19 protein-coding genes and 3 tRNA genes are annotated in these 16583 nt (G+C 37.5%); all 22 read right to left on the bottom strand.

The features are described from left to right. On the bottom strand, positions 1-429 hold the full coding sequence (locus HHL20_RS18565) for a DM13 domain-containing protein (RefSeq protein ID WP_169232638.1): 429 nt from the start codon (positions 427-429) through the stop codon (positions 1-3). A 7-nt stretch (positions 430-436) separates the two neighbouring features. Continuing rightward, positions 437-886, bottom strand: coding sequence for a YHS domain-containing (seleno)protein (locus tag HHL20_RS18560; protein WP_169232637.1), 450 nt, complete (start codon positions 884-886; stop codon positions 437-439). Between the two features lie 53 nt (positions 887-939). Beyond that, complete coding sequence (locus tag HHL20_RS19485; protein ID WP_185194838.1) at positions 940-1206, bottom strand: hypothetical protein; 267 nt, start codon at positions 1204-1206, stop codon at positions 940-942. Positions 1207-1208: 2 nt separating this feature from the next. Next, positions 1209-1802, bottom strand: a complete 594-nt coding sequence (locus HHL20_RS18550) for a sigma-70 family RNA polymerase sigma factor (protein WP_169232636.1) — start codon at positions 1800-1802, stop codon at positions 1209-1211. A gap of 141 nt (positions 1803-1943) precedes the next feature. Beyond that, a tRNA-Asp gene (locus HHL20_RS18545) sits at positions 1944-2017 on the bottom strand. Between the two features lie 30 nt (positions 2018-2047). Then, positions 2048-2121: transfer RNA gene (locus HHL20_RS18540), tRNA-Asp, on the bottom strand. 30 nt (positions 2122-2151) lie between these two features. Next, a tRNA-Asp gene (locus HHL20_RS18535) sits at positions 2152-2225 on the bottom strand. A 126-nt stretch (positions 2226-2351) separates the two neighbouring features. Next, positions 2352-2669 carry a thioredoxin gene (gene trxA, locus HHL20_RS18530; RefSeq protein WP_029296722.1) on the bottom strand — a complete coding sequence of 106 codons (318 nt, stop codon included), beginning with the start codon at positions 2667-2669 and terminating at the stop codon, positions 2352-2354. Between the two features lie 81 nt (positions 2670-2750). Continuing rightward, positions 2751-3926 (bottom strand): cysteine desulfurase family protein, encoded by a 1176-nt coding sequence (locus tag HHL20_RS18525; RefSeq protein ID WP_169232635.1) that lies wholly within the window; start codon positions 3924-3926, stop codon positions 2751-2753. A 115-nt stretch (positions 3927-4041) separates the two neighbouring features. Beyond that, on the bottom strand, positions 4042-4629 hold the full coding sequence (locus tag HHL20_RS18520; RefSeq protein ID WP_169232634.1) for an HAD family hydrolase: 588 nt from the start codon (positions 4627-4629) through the stop codon (positions 4042-4044). A 61-nt stretch (positions 4630-4690) separates the two neighbouring features. Next, complete coding sequence (locus tag HHL20_RS18515; RefSeq protein ID WP_169232633.1) at positions 4691-5416, bottom strand: SDR family NAD(P)-dependent oxidoreductase; 726 nt, start codon at positions 5414-5416, stop codon at positions 4691-4693. A gap of 4 nt (positions 5417-5420) precedes the next feature. Then, positions 5421-6737 (bottom strand): FAD-binding oxidoreductase, encoded by a 1317-nt coding sequence (locus HHL20_RS18510; protein WP_169232632.1) that lies wholly within the window; start codon positions 6735-6737, stop codon positions 5421-5423. Beyond that, positions 6734-7621 carry a decaprenyl-phosphate phosphoribosyltransferase gene (locus HHL20_RS18505; protein WP_169232631.1) on the bottom strand — a complete coding sequence of 296 codons (888 nt, stop codon included), beginning with the start codon at positions 7619-7621 and terminating at the stop codon, positions 6734-6736. The genes HHL20_RS18510 and HHL20_RS18505 overlap by 4 nt, the downstream gene beginning before the upstream one ends. A 106-nt stretch (positions 7622-7727) precedes the next feature. Further along, entirely contained in the window at positions 7728-8417 is a 690-nt protein-coding gene (locus HHL20_RS18500) for an OmpA family protein (protein WP_169232630.1), read from the bottom strand. A gap of 41 nt (positions 8418-8458) precedes the next feature. Then, positions 8459-8953: a lipocalin family protein gene (locus HHL20_RS18495; protein ID WP_169232629.1), complete on the bottom strand. Its 495-nt coding sequence runs from the start codon at positions 8951-8953 to the stop codon at positions 8459-8461. Positions 8954-9079: 126 nt separating this feature from the next. After that, on the bottom strand, positions 9080-10756 hold the full coding sequence (locus HHL20_RS18490) for a S8 family serine peptidase (protein ID WP_169232628.1): 1677 nt from the start codon (positions 10754-10756) through the stop codon (positions 9080-9082). A 1-nt stretch (position 10757) separates the two neighbouring features. Further along, the gene (locus tag HHL20_RS18485; protein ID WP_169232627.1) at positions 10758-11375 is read right to left on the bottom strand and encodes a WbqC family protein; all 618 of its coding nucleotides are present in this window, start codon (positions 11373-11375) and stop codon (positions 10758-10760) included. A 114-nt stretch (positions 11376-11489) separates the two neighbouring features. After that, positions 11490-13151 carry a signal peptidase I gene (lepB, locus tag HHL20_RS18480; RefSeq protein ID WP_169232626.1) on the bottom strand — a complete coding sequence of 554 codons (1662 nt, stop codon included), beginning with the start codon at positions 13149-13151 and terminating at the stop codon, positions 11490-11492. A 110-nt stretch (positions 13152-13261) separates the two neighbouring features. Next, complete coding sequence (gene dapB, locus HHL20_RS18475; protein WP_169232625.1) at positions 13262-13963, bottom strand: 4-hydroxy-tetrahydrodipicolinate reductase; 702 nt, start codon at positions 13961-13963, stop codon at positions 13262-13264. Positions 13964-14100: 137 nt separating this feature from the next. Further along, positions 14101-14742 (bottom strand): DUF5683 domain-containing protein, encoded by a 642-nt coding sequence (locus tag HHL20_RS18470; RefSeq protein WP_169232624.1) that lies wholly within the window; start codon positions 14740-14742, stop codon positions 14101-14103. Next, the gene (locus HHL20_RS18465; RefSeq protein WP_169232623.1) at positions 14743-15633 is read right to left on the bottom strand and encodes a ParB/RepB/Spo0J family partition protein; all 891 of its coding nucleotides are present in this window, start codon (positions 15631-15633) and stop codon (positions 14743-14745) included. A gap of 35 nt (positions 15634-15668) precedes the next feature. Further along, positions 15669-16442: a ParA family protein gene (locus tag HHL20_RS18460; RefSeq protein WP_169232622.1), complete on the bottom strand. Its 774-nt coding sequence runs from the start codon at positions 16440-16442 to the stop codon at positions 15669-15671. Positions 16443-16583 lie beyond the last annotated feature (141 nt).

The following is a 16583-nucleotide window of genomic DNA, read 5'->3' as shown; positions in this document are numbered from 1 at the left end:
TTAATTTTTTTGAAGTAATGCGTATGAAAACATATGATTGTATTGCTGACAGTGTACGACAGCGTATTTATAATTATCTAAATCAGGTTTGGTTGCAAAAGTATAGACCTGACCTCCATTCACCGATTTTAGTTTTCCCAGTGAAATAAAATTGTTGGGCTGTTGCTCAGTACTTACATATACATAAAGATCCGGTCCGTTGCTTACTGAAAAATCTTTATCAAAAGCCAGTGTATAAACACCGTCTTTTTCATAAATCTCTGCCTTACCGCCAATATTGTTTCCGTACGGTCCTTTCATAAATTCTCCGGAGGAAATAAGCTTTGCGTTTTCCGGCGCCATTTCCATAAGATCTTCTGTGGAAGTGTTTTCTCTTACACAGCTTTGAAGAAAAAAGCCTGCTGCAAGAATTAGGATAATTTTTTTCATCATTTGTTTATTTTGTTGTAAATTTTTTCCAGTTCTTATCTGCTTTTATGATAAGATTCTTTTCATCTTTATTCCAGCTGGTCAGTGTATTGTTGAAAAATTTATTATAAAAAAGATACAGTTTGCCATCTGTTATTTTGTAGGTTTTAGGATTAATATCAACTTTCTCGCCGTAATCTCCCATAGCAAAAGCACAATATCCCCCATACTGCGGCAGATATTTCCCGGGTTCTTTCTGGAATTTAGCTTTGTTTCCGGGATTTGCGAAATAGTATTCAGTATCCTGGTATTTTACGGAATTTTTAGATGAACCCTGCTGAGGACTTCCCGAAAAATAGCTTACCACATCATAACCATAGTTGGCTACTCCGTTTTGTTGGTTGATATTCTTTGCTGATTGTGCAAAGCCTAAACTGCTTATAAACAACAGAACAGGAATTAAGAATTTTGTTTTCATTGCTTTTTTAATTTTAAGCTTAGACGAAACAAAATTTTATTCCTTACAAGAGTTTACAATTTTTTTAAATTTTCTTTTATTCTGTCCTTTAGTTCCGGTGATGCTTTAGTTGCATCTTCTGAAAAATCTGTATGAAAATGGTGATGTAGCGCTTTATCCATCACTTTGGTCTGTTTTCCGAAATTTCTGCAGCATTTGCAGAAAGCAATATGAAATTTCATCTTCAGCCATTCGGAAACAGACAAAGAAGTTTCTTCAGATTTGACAATGTTAAGAGAAGTCTCTTCGCAGTTGTGTAAAAGGTTGTTAATAAATTCCATAGTTACAAAGTAATTTCATTTTTTTCAAGGCAGCTTCTCAGGAGTGTTTTAGCCCGAAAGAGAAGCACCCAGTAATTAGACGAAGTAATATTGAATTCCTTACAAATTTTTTCAGCATCTTCATCAAGCATATATTTGGCAACAAAAACCGGCCTTAATTTTGAGGGTAGTTTTTGCAGGCATAGATCCATTATTCTATAGAATTCTTTACTTAGAATATAGTCGTCGGTACTCTCCGACAAATAATTTTTATTAATATCCTGTTTCCATCTGCCATAATTATCCTGATTGAAAAAGGCATTTTCGAATGAATCTTCCGTTTCATCCAGATAAGCATCATAGCTTTGGTTGCTGTTGCTTTTTTTCCTGTAATAATCGATGATTTTATTTTTCAAAATGCTGGTAAGCCATGTCTTTACCGACGATCTTTCTTGAAACGTTGCGGCATTTTTAAAAGCTGCCAAAAAAGTATCCTGTACAATATCTTCTGCATCTTCCTTGGAATTTACTCTGGTTATGGCATAGCTGTAAAGAAAATCAGCAAATGCATCCACCCACTGTTCGGGTGCTAAACCGGAATCTCTGTTTTTCATCATTTGTTCTGTTTAGATACCACAAATATAGCAGAAAAACTTTAAGATGCTGCTTAAAAATAAAATGGTTATTTTTTATTTAATAACTTGCGGATATAAACAAAAAAAGTCACCAAATTAATTGATGACTTTGTACAATTGCTGCGATCCGGACGGGACTCGAACCCGCGACCTCCGCCGTGACAGGGCGGCATTCTAACCAGCTGAACTACCGGATCAATTTTTTAAAGAAACTGATAAAACTTCTGCGATCCGGACGGGACTCGAACCCGCGACCTCCGCCGTGACAGGGCGGCATTCTAACCAACTGAACTACCGGATCAATTTTTTAAAGAAATTGATAAAACTTCTGCGATCCGGACGGGACTCGAACCCGCGACCTCCGCCGTGACAGGGCGGCATTCTAACCAGCTGAACTACCGGATCAATTTTTTAAAGAACGTTGTTTCTTTTTTGTGATTGCAAAACTACAACTTTTTTCCTTACCTGCAAATTATTTTAGAAAAAAAAGCCTCCCAAAAGTGGAAGGCATTCATTATCAAACTTATTATTTTATAAGTGTGCGCTTAATTTTTGAGCGATCACATCTTTTGGAGCTACACCAACTAATTTGTCGACAACCTCACCATTTTTAAAAATAAGAACGGTAGGAATATTTCTGATGCCATACTGCATTGAAATCTCCTGATTGTTGTCTACATCTACTTTTCCTACTACTGCTTTTCCTTCAAAGTCTGTAGCAACTTCTTCGATGATTGGTCCCAGTGTTCTGCAAGGTCCGCACCATACTGCCCAGAAGTCTACCAATACCGGCTTATCTGATTTTAAAACCGTTTCCTGAAATGAGCTGTCTGTAATTTCTAAAGCCATTTTATTTTTTTTATTTAATTAATATTATATTCCTGTTTACTTATAAACTTACACCAAAATTACGCCATTTAACTGATAGAGCTATCTATGCTCAACATTTGTATTTTCTATAACAAAATCTTTAGAAATCTCCTGCAAAGCGTCTGCCAGAGCATCTATATCTTCTTTAGTTGTCATATGGCTGAATGAGATCCGCAAAGGAGTACAGTTGTCCATCTCATCTTCAGACAAAACCATCATCATTACCATTGAAGGTTTTGAAGCTCCGGAAGAACATGCGCTGCCCTGAGAAATGGCTATCCCTTTCATATCCAGCTGAAGACCAATTAAAGGATTTTTATAAGGCAGTAAAGCGCTTAAAACCGTATAAAGGCTGGTTTCTTTTTCTGAACTTCTGCCATTGAATTTAATACCGGGAACAGCTTCTGCAAGCCTTTGTACCGCATATGCTTTAATATCCTGCATGTGAACGGCATATTCTTCCAGATGATTTAGAGAAAGTTCAAGAGCTTTTCCCAAACCTACAATTCCGGCCACATTTTCAGTTCCTGCCCGTAAGCTTCTTTCCTGAGGGCCTCCTGTAATAATTCCTTTTAATCCGCTTGATTTTCTGATAAAAGCAAAACCCACTCCTTTAGGTCCGTGGAATTTATGAGCGCTGCAAGATGCAAAATCAACCTGAATATCGGAAAAATCAAGCTGCATATGGGCCATAGTCTGTACCGTATCAGAATGGAAAAGTGCATTATTAGCCTTGCAAAGTTCAGCTACCTTTTTAATATTGATAAGATTTCCGATTTCGTTGTTGGCATGCATAAGGCTTACCAAAGTTTTTTTATCCGAAGATTTCAGCAGTTCTTCCAGCTTTGCAAGATCAATGTCTCCTTTTCCGTCAGGACGTATATAGTTTACTTCTACCCCTTTTCTGCTTTTCATATCCAGAATGCTCTCAGAAACACATTTATGTTCCAGAGGCGAGCTAATAATTCTCTGTACTCCAAGATGCTCAACAGCAGATTTGATAATCATGTTATTGGATTCGGTACCGCAAGAGGTGAATATGATTTCAGCCGGGGTCACGTGAAGATATTCTGCAACCTGCCTTCTTACGTTCTCGATAAGAATTTTAGCTTCCTGTCCAAAACTGTGTGTTGAAGACGGATTTCCGAAATTCATTTTCATGGTATCAACCATTGCATCGATAACTTCTTCTGCAAGAGGCGTTGTAGCAGCGTTATCTAAGTATATTTTATTCATTTTACTTTGAAGATTTTATTTCTACGGAATCAGTTTATTACCGAAAAACACAGCATAAAGATTTATTTTTCAGCTGTGAAAGCCAAATCTTCATCCTGAATTTCATTTCCCAAAATTAGTGAAAAAATTGATAATGACCTTCATTTGCCCATTGAAGCATAGGCCTATCTCCTGAGGTATCTCCAAAAGCTATGATTTTATCATATTTACGGTTGATAATTTCTGCCTGTATACGGATGAGTTTCTCTTTTCCGTTGCAGTTTCTGCCTATAAAATTGCCGGTAAAAATTCCGTTTTTAAATTCTGCTTTTGTTGCTACTAGCTGCATTTGGAATGCTTCAGCAAAGGGTTTCGCCCAGATATCCAGCGAAGCGGTAACTAAAAAGCTTTCGGTATTTTCCCTGTCAATATTATGAATAAAATCCAATGCATTCTCCCGAATAATTTTCGGATAACAGTGCTCAAAAAACTGTCTGGATTTTTTCTCTATTTTTTCCTGTGTCTGGCCTTTAAGAATAGAGCCTATAAAGCTTTTCTTCACCTTTTCGGTGTCTGCAAGTTTTAATTTAAGTAAAACAAAAAGCGGAATATGTTTCAGAAACTGTAATCTGAATTTTACAGGGTCGTAAAACCGCAGGTACATAAACATGGTGTCTTTGTATGTAAGGGTCCCGTCAAAATCAAAACAATACAATTTCTTCATTGGATTTTTCTTTAATTTATCTTAACGCAAATGTCGAAAAGATATTTTAACTATAACTCTTTTACAGCTTCAGTTTTTTAAATATAAATTCCGGAATACATCTAATGATAAGCATAATTAATCCCCATATCGGCAACACATATACTACATTTCTTTTTTTCTGATGTGCTTTGAAAATATATTCCGCAGCCTGGTTCGGGCTCGCCGTAAGCCTGGGATTCAGAGGAAGTCCTTCTGTCATTTTCGTAGCCATAAATCCCGGTTTCACTGTAAGAACATGGACTTTTTTATCTGAAAGATAATTCCTGAGACCGCTCAGGTAAGCCGTAAAGGCTGCCTTCGCACTTCCGTAGATAAAGTTACTTTGTCTTCCGCGATCTCCTGCAACGGATGAAAGTCCAATAATGGTTCCTGATCTCCTGCTTTCAAATTTCTGCACAAAATAATTAAGGACCGGAACAAGTCTCGCATAATTAATATCGATAATCTTTTCTGTATTTTTATTATCGTACAACCCTTCTTCCGTACCGTCTCCTAAATATCCTGTAGCACAAAACAAAAGGCTTGAATTAATATGCTCAAATCTGCTGTAGTCCGTTTCTTTCATCAGATCCAGTTCGATAACTTCGGCCTGCTGAAGAAATTTCACATCAATATGCCGGGCAAATCTTTCGGTTGTTTCTACGTTTGAGGTGATGAGATAAATTTTTTCAAATTTTTCTCCCTGTTTCAGAGCTTCTTCTACAAATGCCTGTGCTACTTCCGATGTACTTCCTAAAACAATCATCCGGTTAACTATTATTTATGATTCTTTTGTGCTGCAAAGACACAAATTTTGAACTCTGAACATTTTTAAGGTAATTGGTAAGCGATGATCTGCTCATGCTGTCTTTGGTAAGGTAAATCTTTCCGTTGTACTCTTCTACAATATCATCCAGCCTGTCAATAAGTTTCTTTAGTTTTGAATTTACCTTAAAATCCAATGCAAGAGAATATCCTTCAAAAGGAAAAGAATTGTAGGCCTCCGGATTTTCTTTCCCATACAGTTTTAAAACGGCCAGAAAGGAACCGTTTCCGCTATTGGCGATTGTTTCAAGGATTCTTCTCATTCCCTCTTTGCCTTTGTCTTTCGGAATCATCATCTGGTATTGAATAAATCCGGATTTTCCGTAGATTTTATTCCAGTCTTTTACAAAATCAAGCGGATAAAAAAAAGTTTCGTAATCGATAAAATCCGTTACTTCTTTTTTCGACTGTTTTTTAAAATAAAAATAATTAAAAATCTTAACGGTAAAAGCATTTAAAACAAATCCCGGAAAGTAAAAAGGGACTTTGGGCTCAAACTTTTTTTTCAGTCTGAGAGGCTGATCTCTGAATTTTTGAGGCAGTTCGTGCTGGAAAGCATGTTCTCCCCTCATGAGGATACTTCTTCCTATGTTTTTGCCTTTCTGGAGACAATCGATCCAGGCAACATTGTACGTCCAGCTTTCGCTTTCTTCGAAAAGCCTGAAAATTTCATCGAGATTTTCTGCTTTAATGCTTTCCTGGCGAATGTAAGCGGTCTGAATATTTTTAAGTCTGAACTTTGCCGTAAGAATAATTCCCGTAAGTCCCATTCCTCCGATCGTAGCCCAGAATTTTTCTGAATTTTCTTCTCTAGAGCAGGTAATAATCTCACCCGTTTCAATCATTAATTTAAATTCAATGACATATTCTGAAAAACATCCTTCGGTATGATGATTTTTACCGTGAATATCTGAAGCAATTGCTCCACCCACTGAGACAAATTTTGTTCCGGGAGTTACATACAGGAAATATCCTTGAGGTACCGCAATTTCCAGGACATCGGAAAGCAAGACTCCGGATTCACATTCGATAATTCCGTTCAATCGGTCAAAGCTTATGAATTTATTAAGCTTTTTGGTAGAAAATATATGTTCTCCCAGTGAAGCATCTCCATAGCATCTTCCGTTGCCTCTTGCGATCACTTCATTGTGGGTCAGTACAAACTCTTTTATTTTTTGAAAGCTGTCTTCAGACCGCATTTCCTTTTCCACAATGGGGTAATTTCCCCAGTTGGTCACTTTTTGTATAAAATCCGGCTTCATTTTTTAAAATAAATTTGAATTAAAAATGCAGCGACCCACAATAATAGTGTAACCTGGATGTATCTGTCCCGATATACAATTTTGGTTGGAGATTCTGTTCTGTTGTATACCAGTGTCTGCTGTAAATATCTTAAAAAAGCAAAAACAACAAAAATTACCGTATAAAAAACCCGCTGATGGAATTTAGCCTGTACTTCGGGGGAAAGGGTAAACATTAAGTAACAAACAATAGCCAGAGTAACAGAAATGGAAAGTGCAATATCTGCAAACTGAACATTATATCCGTCCAAAGCTTTTCTTGTTTTACCTGAAACCTGCGCATTGATAAGCTCTCCTCTTCGTTTTCCGATAGCGAGGACAAGAGCAAGAACGAAAGTCAGTAAAATAGCCCATTGTGAAATGCTGATTCCGGTAATGTAACCTCCGGCCAATACTCTTAGTACAAATCCCAGGGCGATAATGGAAATATCAATAATAGGAACATGCTTCAGCCTGAATGTATACGCAAGATTCATTACGAAATAAGAACCGATGATGGCAGCAAATTTCCAGAGACTCTGCTGAAAATAAGCCTGCGCAAAAAATACAAGCGCAATATCTGCTGCAATAAGTCCTATAAAAATAGCTATTGCCTGAGATTTTGAAACGGCACCACTGGCGAGAGGCCTTTTTCTTTTTTCGGGATGCTTACTGTCTGCTTCAATGTCATTGTAATCATTCAGGATATAGACTGCACTTGCTGCAAGAGAGAAAATGATGAAAGCGAAAATACTTTTGGAAAGTAAATCGATATTTTTAATATTGCCGGAGAAAAATAACGGAACAAAAACAAACAGGTTTTTTACCCATTGCTCTATACGGAGCAGTTTAAAATATTTCTTCATTTATGTTATTTCAAATACAAAAATAATAATTTTTACAGAAGACCACCATAAAAATACAAAAATAACCGCAAAAGCGGTTATTTAAGAAAATATTTATATGTAATTACTATTGTCCGTGCTGTGCGTCGTTGATCATTTTCTCGTTGGCAGTGATCGCAAATTCAACTCTTCTGTTTTTTGCTCTACCTGCATCTGTGTCATTTGAAGCTACAGGCATTGCCTCACCTTCTCCTTTAGCAAATAATCTGCCGGAAGCAATTCCTTTTCCCATTAAATAAGATTTTACGGAATTTGCTCTTCTTTCGGAAAGTGACATATTGTAAGAATCGGAACCTTTGCTGTCGGTATGTCCGTAAATATTGATATTGGTATCCGGATTGTTGACAAGCACTTCTGCCAATTTATCAAGGTTAGTTTTAGCAGTAGCCGTAAGCGCGGAAGAATCAAAATCGAAGTTTACGATACTTTCATTTAACGTAATTTTGATACCGTCTCCTACTCTTTCAACCTGAGCTCCCGGTAATGTTTCTTTAATTTCTCTAGCCTGCTTATCCATTTTAGAACCGATTACATTACCGGCTACACCACCGATCACGCCTCCTAGAACCGCACCAATTGCTCCGTTTCCTCCTCTTCCTACATTATTTCCTAAGATCCCGCCGATTACAGCTCCTGATGCTACTCCTACAGCAGTACCTCTTTGCTGATGGTTAGAATTTTTTACGGCTTCACAGCTTGTAAGCAATAAAGCTGATGATAAAAAAAGACCTCCTATATATGTTTTTGTAAATTTCATTTCTCTTTAATTTAATGTTAATTATTTAATACCGTTACTGATTATTTCATTCCGGTTCTTTCAAAATTGTAAACTACTCTTACATTTTCTCCGTCGAAAGGAATATTCTGTTCCAGTGAAAACTGATCTGTAGTCTGGCTTGTAAGAGTAAGGGTGTACCCTGCTGTATTTTGTTTTGCTTTAGTTCCGTCAGCAATTTTTTTGAAGTTAAAAGTATTTCCGCTGACAACGTCGATTTTAATCGGTTGTGTAAAGCCTGCACCACAGGTTCCACCGCCATTAACGGTATAAGCACCCGTCCAGTTATTAGGAATCAGTCTCCAGTGGCTTCCTACGAAACACTGAGCATCCATACCATCGTCAAATGGCTTTACTTTGAACTGTTTATCATAATTTATACTGACGATCTGCCAGTCACCTTTCATTTTAAGGAATTCTGATCTTTGATTCTGGGCAGTCTGTGCGTTTTTAACTCCGGAACAAGACACTGCAAAAACTGATGCTCCGAGCATCCCTGCAAATAGTAACTTTTTCATTTTGTAGTTTATTATTTTTTGTTAAAATAACATTATAAAAAACCGTGCCAAAAATGCAAAATAGCAATAAAAAAAGTCCGAAAATTTCGGACTTTATATGATTAAGCTTAAATACAAGCAGATAAACTATTTTTTAACAGTCTTTTTTACGGATTTTGTAGCCTTTTTAGATGAGCCGGATTTACCCTTATAAAAATTAGAATATGCATATTCTGCCGCTTTTTTAAGATCGATAACTCCTCCCGCTTCCGAGTAAGTACCAAACTCATTTGCTGTACTCGGATTGCTTGATTTAACTAAAGATTCGATAACCTGAGCCGGCGTAAGATTAGGCATATAAGCTAATAAAACCGCTGCTGCTCCAGCTACTACCGGAGATGCCATGGATGTTCCCTGAAGGTATTTGTATTCATTATGAGGAACGGTGGAATAGATCTCCTGTCCCGGTGCAAATACGTTTACCATCTTTTTATTGTAATTGGAGAAACCTGCTCTTAAAGCATTATTATCATTGGTGCTTGCTCCTACTACTAAAACGTTATTGACAAAAGGTTTTTCGTCTGTAACATTTTTGAAATTTGTAGGATATGCAAGATGTTCAGCAACATCTTCATTTTCATTACCTGCCGCTTTAACTAATAAAACGCCTTTATCCTGAGCATATTTGAAAGCATCCCAAACTACGTTTTTGCCTGGGGAAACCGGTTTGCCAAAACTCATATTTAAAACTTTGGCACCATTGTCAACCGCATATCGGATGGCATTGGCAACATCTTTATCTCTTTCATCGCCGTTAGGAACCGTTCTTACCGACATGATTTTGGCAACTTTTGAAGCGACCCCATATTGTACTTCAGATCCGTTAGGAAGTCCTGCGATAATCCCGGCAACGTGTGTTCCGTGCATTGCATCAGGTCCTTCATAATGATTATTGCCATAATTTTTCTCAGAATAATCGTCATAGTTATCACCTACAATTTCTTTTCTTGGATCATAAGCAAGATCGTATTGTTTCGCCTGAGGACCTACTTCATCAAGAGCTTCTTTCATTTGCTCTCTCATTGTTTTTTCAAATTCAGCAGGAGTTTTCCCTTTGAATTCAGGGCTTTGGGCAACCTGGGTTAAAATCTGTGCGGCAATGGCATCTTTCTGCTCAGAAGGCTTGATAGTAGCTACATTTTCAGGTGTTACATTTTTACCATTTAAGAGCTTTACCATATTAGGAATCAGATCATTAATCATTGTATAAGTCTGAGCCCCCTGTTTTGCCTCAATACTTTTTTTAGCAAAAAGATCTTTTGATTTCATATACATCGCAAATTCTTCCGGCATTTTTGCCTGATTTGCTTTGTTTTTTGCAGAATCCTCTCCTTCGAAAATGGGCTTGTATTTTGCAACCACACGGGTTACTTCCATATTATCAACATCGATATCTCCGTTTTTTCCACCGATAAAGTTCCATCCGTGAACGTCGTCTATATATCCGTTTCCGTCATCATCTTTTCCGTTGCCCGGAACTTCGTTTGGATTTGTCCATACATTTTTTACCAATCCCGGATGATCTACCTGAACACCACTGTCTAAAACACCTACGACAACTGTTTTGGGTTTAAGACCTTTAGATTCTAAATATTTATATGCGTTGTCTGTATTGACTCCATAAATTTTCGTAGCAGCAAAATCTTTATGATACCATGTCATAAGATCCTTATTTTTCATCGGATCAGAGTCCGTCTTAGCTTCCTGCGCATGCGAGAAGCCGAATCCCACTAAAAAAACAGCGGCTAATAATACTTTTTTCATGCTAGTATGATTGTTTAATATTTTTAATATAAGTAAGAGATTCGGGTCCTTTGTTACAAATAAGATCCAAAATTGACAAATCTTTTAAGAAACCCAGTTTATCTGAGAAAGTCTGATAATATTCTCCCATTTCAAACTCTGAAGGATTTTTTGCTGAAAATTTTTCCCTGAAATTAATCTCATCCGGATTTTTGATGTATTCCGTATTCAAAGAGTATGCCTTTTCTGTTTTAACGATCTGCTGAATGATTTCAAGTACCTTCAGGTTAAAATCCAGCAGGCTCTTTTCTTTAATTTCAAAAATTTTCTTCAGCTTATCTTCATAAAACTCGAAATACGGAGAACTTTGGTAAGCTGTTTTTATAGACTTCCAATGAAGATTCTGCCAGTGTTCACGGTAAGAGATTTCGATATCTTTAAATTCTCTTTTGCCGTTATGAGCAATAGGAATAATTAATGATAGCTTACCGTTTGCCCCATAAATATTGGCTCTGTTCCTGTAGGTTTGCTTCGGAAAACTTTCAAACTGTTCAAATAAAATTTCGTTCTCAGGATTAAGAAATACTGAAAACCATGAGATCGGCGGTAAATAAAATACCGGAAGTAATACGTTGTTCATATCTATATTGCAAAAATGAAGTATTTTTTCAAATACTTCATTCTGTTTATTAGTTTATTTTTTATGTTGACTTTATTTAAACTTTGTCAAAGATTTTCAACTTTGACAAAGTGGCTATAAGTCGTCCTCTTTTTTCTTTCTGAATAATTTTACAAAATATTCCCATCCAAAGAACAAGATAAGAATCATCGCAGCAATCCACCAATAAGAAGTTTTGTTGGCCTCTCCTGTATTCGTTGCTTTAAACATTCTTTCCCAGCGTATTTTGAATGGTGCCTGATAAGAGGAAGAATTATCTGCAAAGGCACCCTGAACGCTCATCCAGGTAAACATCGGTTTCCCTACAATATTTTCTTCAGGAACAAAACCGAAGAACCTTGCATCTAAGGAAGCATCCCTGTTGTCGCCGACCATCATATAGTAATCCTGTTTGATCGTGTACTGATTGGTTTCTTTCCCGTTGATGAATATCTTACCGTTTTTGTTTTCCAGCCTGTTGTGTTCATATTTGGAAATGATCCACTGATATTCCGGTAAAGTTTCCTGGTTCAGAGTTACTACATCTCCTTTTTTAGGAATTTTCAGCGGGCCGTACCAATCCTGGTTCCATGGCTTATTGATCGGGAAAATAGATTGGGTAGTGTCTACACTTTTTGTATAAGCCGTTTTATCGGCATTTAATTTATAAGAAATTGTTGCGGAATCTTTAGGATAGATATTCTCTTCCATGCTGATGACATTCGGCAACGCTTTGATGTCTTTAGCGGTTTTATCCGTAAGTCCCTGGAACATATAGGTGAACCCTCCTTTTTCATTCTGCATTTCTCTTACAGGCAAGAATCCGTATGTATTGTACATTCCAGGAATATCAAGCTGGGTTCCTGTATTTACAGTATAAGCATGCTGAATTTCCTGATCTCCCAAAATGGTTTCCGGCTTTCCATTGACAAACAGTCTTCCGGCTCTCATTTCAAAAGTATCTCCTGCTACTGCCACACATCTTTTTACATAAGGATCTTTTCTGTCGATCGCTGTATGTACTGAATCCTGAGGATAGTTGAAAACAACAACGTCATGTTTCTGTGGTTTATTGAACTGTAATATTCTTTCGTAAGGAAGTTTTACGGCTTCAACGTATGATTTGGGGTCATCTTTAGGATTTCCTTTTTCGCCGGCATCGAAGATTGTTCCCTGCAGGAACGGTATTGCCAGAGGACGCATCGGAAGTCTGTATCCGTAGCTCCATTTATTAACAAAAAGGAAATCTCCCACAAGTAACGTTCTTTCCATAGATCCTGTGGGAATCCCGAAAGGCTGTGTTACAAAAACGTGGATAATGGTTGCAAAAACTACCGCAAAAGTTACTGATCCCAGGAAAGAATCTTTCTTTTTGGTATTTTTTTCTTCGTCTGTAAGGAATAATTCATTTTCATTTTCATCTTCCAACTCTACATCTTTACTGTAATTAACGGTTGCCATGTAGATAAACGGAAGAATTACTGTAAGAAACTGATCTTTGAAAAGGGTTTTCCCGAATTTTTTCATCAAATACAAATGGAACACAGACATCATGATTGGTCCTACGATGGGTAAATACGACAGTATAGCCCACCATTTCGGATGCTTGGTTTCTTTTAAAATGATAAAATAATTGTAAAAAGGAATAAAAGCGAAGAGCGGATTATACCCCAGCTTTTTGAACAGTTTCCAGGTTGAAACTCCCATCAGTACAGACAAAATGAGAACGTAAACTGTATAAGTTAAAAAATAATTCATAAATTTTTGTGCCTAATCTATAATATAAGTAATGAGTAATGTACAATAAGTAATTTTATTGGTGAACATTTACTGCTAATTAGTTTGCAATGTAGGAATTTTGTTACAAATTAAAGTCCCAAAACATCCTTCATCGTGAAATTTCCTTTTTTATCTTTAATCCATTCTGCAGCTACTACTGCTCCGAGAGCAAAACCGTTTCGGTTGAAAGCGGTATGCTTGATCTCAATTTCATCCACTTCGCTTCTGTAGAATACGCTGTGTGTTCCCGGAACTTCATCTTGACGAATGGCAAAAATCCCCAATTGGCTGCCCTGTGTTTCTTCCAGTTTCCATGAATTGAATTTCGGATTATTTTTAAAAATACCTTCTGCAATGGAAATAGCTGTTCCGCTGGGTGCATCTTTTTTGTGAACGTGGTGAATCTCCTCCAACTGACAGGAATATTCATCTACGTTTTTCATCAGATCTGCGAGTTTTTCATTTAGGGCAAAAAATAAATTCACTCCCAAACTGAAGTTGGAGCCATATAAAAATGCTGTTTCGTTCTGAACAGCAAGTTGCTCAATTTCCGCTTTTTTTTCCAGCCAGCCCGTTGTTCCGCAGATTACAGGAATTTGGTTTTGAAGACAGGCTTTGATGTTTTCATAAGCCACTTCCGGAAGTGAGAATTCAATCACAACATCCGGATTATTAAGATTTTCAGCAGTTGGTGTTTCTTTCAGCCTGGCAACAACTTCATGTCCTCTTTTAGTGGCAATTTCATCAATAATTTTACCCATTTTGCCGTATCCAACAAGTGCTATTTTCATATTTTATTTGTTTGGCTGCTTGTATTTTTAACGCAAAGATCGCAAAGTTTTTGTTCAAAATCGTTCTTTATATTTTCGTTCGCAAAGCGTTTCACTCAGCAAAGGCGTATTTAATTAAAGCAGTTTTATATTTTTTATTAAAATTTATAACTTAAACTAATCCCTGTTTTGGGAGGAGCAATTCCGAACTGATCCTGAATAACAGCAGGCGTGAACGACAGATCCGGATCGTGACGGCTTTCATAAAGATGGGCATCCACAACGGCATCTACAATATTCAGAATATAAATTAGGCCTGTGATAGCTATAGCATAATCCCGCTGTCTTTTGGCTCGGTCCTGAGCATTCCCCAACGCTACTTTATCCAGCCAGGGATGCGTATCGACAAACTCATTGGGAGTCCCGTTGAGCTTTGCGATGTAGTACTCCCTGTATTTTCTGTATTGATTATCATTCCAGACGGCAATTCCGACTCCGGCTCCTACGGCTCCCCACACGATGGGAATTTTCCAGTATCTTTTATTATAAAACTGCCCTAATCCCGGAAAAACAGCTGAATAGAGCCCTGCTTTTGTAGGATTAAGTTTTAATGTTTTATTGGTCGGGCCGTTTGCCTTCTCGAGATCCGAGACAACATTTTCTTCTGTTTTCGTATTGTTTTTTTCTACGGAGACACTGTCTTTAGGAAGGTATTCTACTCTGATGGTATCATTAGGATTCACCTGAGCAAAGACCGCCAAAGAAAGGCACAGAAAAAATGTGAAAAGTAATTTTTTCATTTATTTAATATGAGATAAAATGTACTCCAGTTCGTCTTCATTTTTGAAGTCCAGAACAATTTTACCTTTTTTTCCGTTTCCGGAGGTTTTGATTTCCACTTTTACATCCAGTAGATCCGCGATCGTTTTCTGAGCTCTTTTATAGTTATTAGAAAGTTCTGCCTTAGCTCTTTTTGCCGCAGGGGATTTTGGATTTTTTAAAGCTGTAGCAGCCTGTTCAGCCTGGCGGACATTAAGCTTCTCTTTAATAATAAGATCAAAAAGAATCTGCTGATGTTCTTCGTTTTCAAGACTGATAATTGCTCTTCCGTGCCCTGCAGAAATTTCTCCGCTTCTGATAGCGTTCTGAATATCAGGATTCAACCTTAACAACCTGATGGAGTTGGTAATCGTACTTCTGTCTTTCCCGACTCTTTGGCTGAGATTTTCCTGTGTGAGACCGATCTCATCCATTAACCGCTGATAAGTAAGTGCAATTTCGATAGCATCAAGATCTTCCCTCTGGATGTTTTCCACAAGAGCCATTTCAAGAAGTTCCTGGTCATTAACGAGACGGATATAGGCAGGAATCGTTTCCAGGCCTGCCAGTTTGCTGGCTCTGTAACGTCTTTCTCCGGATATGATTTCAAACTTCTCTCCATCCTTTCTCAACGTAATCGGCTGGATTACACCTAAGTTTTTGATAGACTGGGCAAGTTCGTTTAATGCTTTTTCGTCAAAATATGTTCTCGGTTGGGTCGCGTTCGGATAAATATCTTCTATTGAAATTTCAACGATATTTCCTACAAACTTGTCTGCTCCTTCATCAGTGGCAGAATTGATCGTTGCTTTGGATTCTGCACTCAGAATAGCGCCCAATCCGCGTCCCATCGCTCTTTTTTTATCCTTCATATGTTCTTAGCTTTTAGCTTTACGGCTATTGGCCTTTAATTCTTTACTAATTTTTCATTTTTCAACAGAACTTCTTCTGCCAGCTGGATATACTGAACTGCTCCTTTGCTTTCTGCATCGTAATTCAGGATACTTTCTCCGAAGCTTGGCGCCTCGCTTAAACGTACGTTTCTGCTGATAATGGTTTCAAAAACCATTTCCGGGAAATGTGCATTCACTTCTTCCACTACCTGATTGGATAGTCTCAACCTGCTGTCATACATGGTAAGCAGTAAGCCTTCAATATCAAGGTCTTTATTATGGATTTTCTGCACGTTTTTAATGGTGTTCAGAAGTTTTCCCAATCCTTCCAAGGCAAAGTACTCACACTGAATCGGGATGATTACCGAATCTGCTGCAGTAAGGGCGTTCACTGTAATTAATCCTAGACTCGGTGCACAGTCAATGATGATATAGTCATAATTGTCCCTTACACTCTGCAGCGCTTTTTTCAGCATGTATTCTCTGTCTTCTTTGTCTACAAGCTCAATTTCTGCTGCTACAAGATCGATGTGAGAAGGAACAATGTCCAGATTCGGCGTAGCCGTTTGTTTGATGCATTTTTCCGTTTCGACACTGTGCTCCAATAAGTTGTATGTAGAATACTGAACGTCATCCACTCCCAAACCGGAAGTTGCATTAGCCTGAGGATCAGCATCAATGATTAATATTTTCTTTTCCAATACCCCTAATGCCGCGGCCAAATTAACAGCTGTTGTTGTTTTTCCAACGCCTCCTTTCTGATTAGCGATACCTATGATTTTTGCCATTCTTAGAACTTTAAGTTTCAAAAATACACATTTTTCCGTGCTCTGAATGAACCGATAAAACGAAAAATGAGTTAAAATATTGTTAATAAGCCATTTAACTATAAAAAAAATTATCCACAAAAAAAAATATTTGTGGATAAC

The organism is Chryseobacterium cheonjiense (genome assembly GCF_012927265.1).
In the GTDB taxonomy this organism is placed as follows: domain Bacteria; phylum Bacteroidota; class Bacteroidia; order Flavobacteriales; family Weeksellaceae; genus Chryseobacterium; species Chryseobacterium cheonjiense.
The sequence above is the reverse complement of the archived record's forward strand: the minus strand, read 5'-3'. Positions and strand labels throughout refer to the sequence as shown.

What these genes read in the sequence shown, in the direction of transcription:
- HHL20_RS18565 (WP_169232638.1), bottom strand. Translation starts at nt 429, where the DNA reads ATGAAAAAAATTATCCTAATTCTTGCAGCAGGCTTTTTTCTTCAAAGC.
- HHL20_RS18560 (WP_169232637.1), bottom strand. Translation starts at nt 886, where the DNA reads ATGAAAACAAAATTCTTAATTCCTGTTCTGTTGTTTATAAGCAGTTTA.
- HHL20_RS19485 (WP_185194838.1), bottom strand. Translation starts at nt 1,206, where the DNA reads ATGGAATTTATTAACAACCTTTTACACAACTGCGAAGAGACTTCTCTT.
- HHL20_RS18550 (WP_169232636.1), bottom strand. Translation starts at nt 1,802, where the DNA reads ATGATGAAAAACAGAGATTCCGGTTTAGCACCCGAACAGTGGGTGGAT.
- trxA (WP_029296722.1), bottom strand. Translation starts at nt 2,669, where the DNA reads ATGGCTTTAGAAATTACAGACAGCTCATTTCAGGAAACGGTTTTAAAA.
- HHL20_RS18525 (WP_169232635.1), bottom strand. Translation starts at nt 3,926, where the DNA reads ATGAATAAAATATACTTAGATAACGCTGCTACAACGCCTCTTGCAGAA.
- HHL20_RS18520 (WP_169232634.1), bottom strand. Translation starts at nt 4,629, where the DNA reads ATGAAGAAATTGTATTGTTTTGATTTTGACGGGACCCTTACATACAAA.
- HHL20_RS18515 (WP_169232633.1), bottom strand. Translation starts at nt 5,416, where the DNA reads ATGATTGTTTTAGGAAGTACATCGGAAGTAGCACAGGCATTTGTAGAA.
- HHL20_RS18510 (WP_169232632.1), bottom strand. Translation starts at nt 6,737, where the DNA reads ATGAAGCCGGATTTTATACAAAAAGTGACCAACTGGGGAAATTACCCC.
- HHL20_RS18505 (WP_169232631.1), bottom strand. Translation starts at nt 7,621, where the DNA reads ATGAAGAAATATTTTAAACTGCTCCGTATAGAGCAATGGGTAAAAAAC.
- HHL20_RS18500 (WP_169232630.1), bottom strand. Translation starts at nt 8,417, where the DNA reads ATGAAATTTACAAAAACATATATAGGAGGTCTTTTTTTATCATCAGCT.
- HHL20_RS18495 (WP_169232629.1), bottom strand. Translation starts at nt 8,953, where the DNA reads ATGAAAAAGTTACTATTTGCAGGGATGCTCGGAGCATCAGTTTTTGCA.
- HHL20_RS18490 (WP_169232628.1), bottom strand. Translation starts at nt 10,756, where the DNA reads ATGAAAAAAGTATTATTAGCCGCTGTTTTTTTAGTGGGATTCGGCTTC.
- HHL20_RS18485 (WP_169232627.1), bottom strand. Translation starts at nt 11,375, where the DNA reads ATGAACAACGTATTACTTCCGGTATTTTATTTACCGCCGATCTCATGG.
- lepB (WP_169232626.1), bottom strand. Translation starts at nt 13,151, where the DNA reads ATGAATTATTTTTTAACTTATACAGTTTACGTTCTCATTTTGTCTGTA.
- dapB (WP_169232625.1), bottom strand. Translation starts at nt 13,963, where the DNA reads ATGAAAATAGCACTTGTTGGATACGGCAAAATGGGTAAAATTATTGAT.
- HHL20_RS18470 (WP_169232624.1), bottom strand. Translation starts at nt 14,742, where the DNA reads ATGAAAAAATTACTTTTCACATTTTTTCTGTGCCTTTCTTTGGCGGTC.
- HHL20_RS18465 (WP_169232623.1), bottom strand. Translation starts at nt 15,633, where the DNA reads ATGAAGGATAAAAAAAGAGCGATGGGACGCGGATTGGGCGCTATTCTG.
- HHL20_RS18460 (WP_169232622.1), bottom strand. Translation starts at nt 16,442, where the DNA reads ATGGCAAAAATCATAGGTATCGCTAATCAGAAAGGAGGCGTTGGAAAA.